This window comes from Bartonella sp. AP57NXGY (assembly GCF_042195805.1).
Classification (GTDB): domain Bacteria; phylum Pseudomonadota; class Alphaproteobacteria; order Rhizobiales; family Rhizobiaceae; genus Bartonella.
This window is the reverse complement of sequence record NZ_JBHIOZ010000080.1, coordinates 1-5,790: the sequence shown is the minus strand read 5'-3', so window position 1 is coordinate 5,790 and position 5,790 is coordinate 1. Positions and strand designations below refer to the sequence as shown.

The window sequence follows — 5,790 nt, the reverse complement described above, 5'->3', positions numbered from 1 at the left end:
TAAAAAGCGTACACGTTTGTACGCACTGACAACAAGTGCTTTCTTCTTTTTACAAGGTGTAGATGTTTCTATGGGGAATGGTTGGTTCTCATCATACCTTCCTTCAGTTTCATTGCCATCATTATCATCATTTACCTCTTTAATTGGAGGATCGAGCACAGGGGCTATAACACCACCCGGAGGAGTGGGGGGGTCTGAAAGAGCAGAACCTAGAGTCGATAATGCTGTTAATAGTGGTCCTGCTCAGCCTCAGCCTCAGCCTCAGGCTCAGGCTCAGGCTCAGATTGTGCCTGTTTTAAATCATATTCGACCTATTAGTGCTTGTCATTCTAGAAAGAATAATGTTTTTGTTCCTGGCATGATACGGAATGTTGCAGGTAGTAGTGTTCGTGTTGCGAGTGGTGCAGGTGCAGTACCTGGTGTTGCGAGTGGTGCAGGTGCAGTGCTAGGTATTTTGGGTGATATTCCAGATGGTGTGGGTGGTGTGCCAGGGCTCCCAGGTTCAGGCGTTTTATCTACTGGGATAGGAACAGTAGCAAATGTGCCGCAAGCAGGTGTACCAGCTGGCTTTGGTGGCTCATTAGCTCTTGTACAAGATACTTTATTATCAGGTAATATAGCAGGAGGAGGATTAAACACTGTAAGTCAACAAAGACCAAAGACTATATTAGGTGTTTCGAGTGGGGCAGATACAACGAACCTGCCTGCTATTCCAGGTGTTGGTCCAGGTACTATGCCAAATGATGCTTTGAGTGATATGCCAGGTGTTCCAGGTACAGGCGGTGTAACTACTAGGAGAGCAAGAGCAACAAGAGCAGAAAATGTGGAAGCAAAAGAAGCAAAAACAGCAATAGCAAGTGGGAAGAAAGCACGTGCGGGGCGTGCAGGTGTGCCAAGTGGAGTAGGTGGAGAGTTAGTTAGATTACTAGATGTTCCAAGAAATGTGGATGTTTGGCGATTATTTAATATTCCGCGAAAAGATAGTTTAAGCGAAACATATTTTCCAGTGGGGGAAGAGGCGCTAAGAGTACAAAAAGCGAGTGCAGATGGTCTTGTTGGTATGCCAGGTATATCGAGTCCTGTATTGAATTCTTTACCACCCGATACATCAGGTGCTATGGTGCCTGGTGTGAGTGTATCTATACCAGTTGGTGATGGTGTTGGGGCTCTAGAAATTATAGATTCTGTGGAGGCAGGTAAAGGATTGGCTGATTTACTCAATGGTGATCAGCGAATATATGGATCTATTTCCTGTGATCAGTCCGGAGTATATACTCTAATAGGGGGGGCTATTATAGCGGATCAAGGTGAGAGCGCTGTAAATGTGGAATCTCCTCTTGATGATGGGAAAGTAGTTGTTAATTTGGACGAAGTATCCATTGAAAGTATGAATATTGGGAAAGAACTTTCTGAAAGTTTATCTGCAGTGGGTATACAGGATTATAAAGTAGGTATAGAGAACATAGATAGTTTATATACTCATGATCCGCTTTATGTTGGTGTATATGTCGGAGATTCTGCTTCACATATGAATGCAGAGGTTAATTTGAAAAACTCAAATATTCAGGGTTTTTTTATTGGGCTTCGGACTGAAGAGACTGGAAAGATCACGATGGTGGGGGGAGGAATCAGAGATGCGTATATAGGTGCTCTTGCTAGTGATAATGGGTGGATTGTTTTAGAGAATGTAGATATTAATGTTAAAAGAATCGGTTTAGTTAGTTTGGGTCCATCCGTTATCGAGATGAGGTCTGGAGCAATTACCGTGAAAGAGGGTGGAATAGGAGTTATCTCTACAAAAGAGGGGACTGTTCTACTAGACGGGACGGTTATCAATGTTGCTGAGGAACCAAAAACTACAGAAGTTGGTACTTCGGAGACGAATATAGGTTTATTGTCACTTGGAGGTACTATTTCCTTTAAAAATGGAAAACTTAGAGCTCCTAATACTGTTGCATTGTTGGTAAGTGATAGCTTTAAGAATAATATCTCTGTAGCTTCTAATAGAGTAGGAGCGGAGAGTGAGGATGGCGATGATACGCAACAGGGTTCTAAGGCTGATAGTGATTCTTTCATTGGTGAGGTCATCTCTATTGAAACTAGAGATGGCGCTGTCCTTAATAATATTAGTTCCACGTATTTTGAGGCTTTATTCCCTATAGAGAATTTTTTAGGAAGCGGTGCAGATTCTAGAAGTACTAGTGCACCATCTGGAGCTGGCGCTGGAGATTCTGCAGTGGTGGCGTCTAAACCAGATCCAAACTCTAGGGTTGTCAACTTAATAGTTTCTGATATTCAAAATTCAACCGTTAAAGTGGAAGGTAAGTCTTATGGTGTATTTTTTGGTGATATACCTTCGAATGTGAGGAGAAAAAATGATCAAACGAGAGTGAGACAAGAAAGTGGTCAAAATGTAGGTCAAAATCTGGGAGAGGGCGGAATAAAAGATGATGGAGATAGTTTACGTGCAGTTCTTTTGAAAAATACGGTTTTCAGAGTTCCTGATGGTGTGGTCATTTATGGTAACAGTTTGGATGGGTACGTCGTTGTAAAAGATGACTCAACTCTTTCGGGTGATTTAGTGTTGAAAGCTGAAGAGGGGTCGCATTTGTCGGTTTTTGTTGAAGACTCTGTCGTCATGGGGGGAGCTCACGTTGATAAAAAATCTCAAGCTAGGCTTTTTCTATCTGGGGGATCAGAGTGGTATTTAACAAAGAAACTGCATAATAGTTTGGAAAATTCAAATACGGGTTGTGTAGATTCATGTCTTTCGTCTATGAATCTTGTAGATAGTAATGTTAGATTTTTTACTTCTTTGAAAAATGAAAATACATCTAATAAAGATATTGAGTATCGAACTCTTCGCATAGGAAATGGGAATGGAACAGTTTATAGTGCTGCTTCTGCCGCTTCTGGTGCTTCTGCCGCTTCTGGTGCTCCTGCCGCTTCTGGTGTTACAATTTACTTCAATGCAAATTTGATGCCTAGCAATACAGAAAATTCTCAAATATCTGACAGATTGTTGATTCATGGTGATGTTTCTGGAAAAACAATGGTAGTTGTGAATGATACTTCTGATGGTATATCACAAAGTCAGGATACACCTCATAGCATTTCAATTATTCAGGTTTTTGGAAATGCAGAGAGGGATTCTTTTAAGCTGAAAGGTGATTATATTACACGAGAAGGGTTACCTTATAAGTATGTTCTTCGTGCTTATGGTCCAACTATTCCTCCGAAAATGCAGTATTTTGATAAGACATTACTTAAAAATAGTAGAAGTGTTTGGGATTTTCGTTTAGAAAATGAATATTTTATACCTCTCGTTTCTGCTTATACTGCTACTGCTAATTTTCAACCTATTTTTAAGGCTAAGCCACTTGTTGCAGTTGCTTCTACTGATGCTTCTACTGAAACTGCAATAAATACTAATGCTGACACTGGTGCTGGTGAAGTAAATAGTGAATCCATAACTCCTCCTGTATCTGGGGAATCTGCATCTGTAGTCTCTGTTCAAGGCAATTCACTTTTGAGATCTGAAACATCTGACGAATTTTATGAAGATGATGATGACGAAGATTTTACGGAATCTGAAACATCTGAGGCTGTAGTGCATACTTTTTTACCTGTTACTCCATCTTCGTCATCTGTTACTCCTTCTTTATCCAGAAATTTGGCACCTTTAGTACCTCCAAGAGTTAATTTAAGTGGGAGGTCTGATACGGGTAGAGGGCCTGTAATATCTGCCGATGAAATTTTTGTAACACCTGGGGATCATATTGTATCTAAGAGGCCATCACCTATAAAATCAGCTGCTGCTATGAAGGCTGCTATGAAGGCTTCTGCTCCTGTGGTTTCTGAGATAGCTGTTATATCTTCTAAAGGAGATTCTGCTACGCAGCCTTCTACTCCTGTGGTTTCTGAGATATCTGCTATATCTTCTAAAGTAGCTTCTGCTACGCAGCCTTCTACGTCTGTGGTTTCTGAGATACCTGTTATATCTTCCAATGGAGCTTCTGCTATGCAGCCTTCTACTTCTGTGGTTTCTGAGATAGCTGTCATATCTTCTAAAGGAGCTTCTGCTACGCAGCCTTCTACGTCTGTGGTTTCTGAGATACCTGTTATATCTTCCAATGGAGCTTCTGCTATGCAGCCTTCTACTTCTGTGGTTTCTGAGATAGCTGTCATATCTTCTAATGCAGCTTCTGCTATGAATGCTTCTGCTCCTATGGTTTCTGAGACATCTGCTGTATCTTCTAGAGCTGTTGGGCGTGTTCTTATGCTTGGTGATCATGCTGGTAATGGAGATGTTTCTTCTAAGGAAACGGTTTCTTCTACATGTGGTGCTATACAGAATAATGGTGGAGAGGATTTGCGAACTCCTTATTTATGCAGTGATGGCCAAACACGTACAGTGGCAAACGTTACATTGAAGGTAAGTGATAAAACTCAACATCCTATGCATGCAAAAAATCAGGATACGGTTATTAAGTTAGAGGGAGCCACAATTAGTGGTGCGGATTTTTCTGATAGCAAAAATAATGTTGATTTTAATGAAATATATGCCGTGAGTGCTGTGCTTGCAGAAGAGGGGGCGGAAGTTGTTTTGGATAATAAATCAACAATTACCTCTTCTGTGATTGGGCTTGAAGCCCAAAATGGCGGGAAGGTTAAGATGAATAATGGAACAGTTAATGCTTATTATGTGGGCGCTTTGGCGAGTTCTGGATCATCTGTTAATTTAAAGGATACAAAAATTAACGTAACGGGGGATTTAGCTGTGGCTGGTCTGGCGAGTCAGGCTGGTGAGGTAACTATGGACTCTGGAACGATTATGCTGACAAATGGAGTGGCTGTGAGATCAGAAGCTAGGGGACGTGTAAGATTAAACAAAGTTAATATTACTGCGAAAAAGGAAGCAGGAAAATCCAATTCTACAGAGAAATTTGGACGTGCAGCTTTTCTGGTGAGTGATAATGCTTCTGTTGATTTTAAGAACGGAAATGTTGTTACTGATGCTCATGCTTTGTGGATTATAAAGTCTGGTGATAATGTGGTTGAGACGGGTTCTTCTAGGAGAAGGAGATCCTCTGACGTTCGTCCTACTATGAATCACGTAAATATCGAGTCTTCTGCTGTTAAAGTGGAAGGTGACGGAGTCTACGGTATATATTTTGATGGGGGAACACAGAAGGAAACGAGTCAACAAAATCGAAGTCAGGATTTAACAACTGAGAAAACAAATGTTGTTAAGCGGAGTACTGTGTCCAAACAGGAAAAAACGCCTATAGGCATAACAGGGACAGTTTCGTTGAAAAAAACTGATTTTGAAGTTGCAAATGGTATAGCTATCTATGGTAATAATTCTGGTGGTCGTGTTTCATTAGAAAATAAAACAACCCTTGCTGGTGACTTGTTATTAAAAGCCGAGAATGATTCGAACATATCGGTTTCAGTTGACAGTTCTATTGTTACAGGCGGTGTTCGCGTTGATAAAAATTCTTATGCAAAATTAGACTTGGCTAATAGTTCACAGTGGATTCTAAAAAGAAGTGCACAGAGGAATTTGGGAACTCTAGATTCAGGATGTGTGGATTCATGCATTTCTTTTGTAAGTCTTGTAAATAGTGCTATTGATTTTGCACCTTCGGAATCTGAAGGCAAATATCAGACTCTCCATATTGGAAATGGGAAAGGAACTGTTTATGCGGCGCAGGGTAATGCTGTAATTCATCTCAATGCACGTTTAAATCCTCGTGATCCGAGTGATCAGCAAGTCACTGATCGGCT

General features: G+C 40.8%; 1 protein-coding gene. It reads left to right on the top strand.

Features of this window, described 5'->3' with window-relative positions; all coding sequences use genetic code 11:
* Window positions 1-16 precede the first annotated feature (16 nt).
* Window positions 17-5,790 (top strand): hypothetical protein (locus ACFIL8_RS07185; protein ID WP_375689267.1); only part of this gene is annotated, 5,774 nt, incomplete at its 3' end.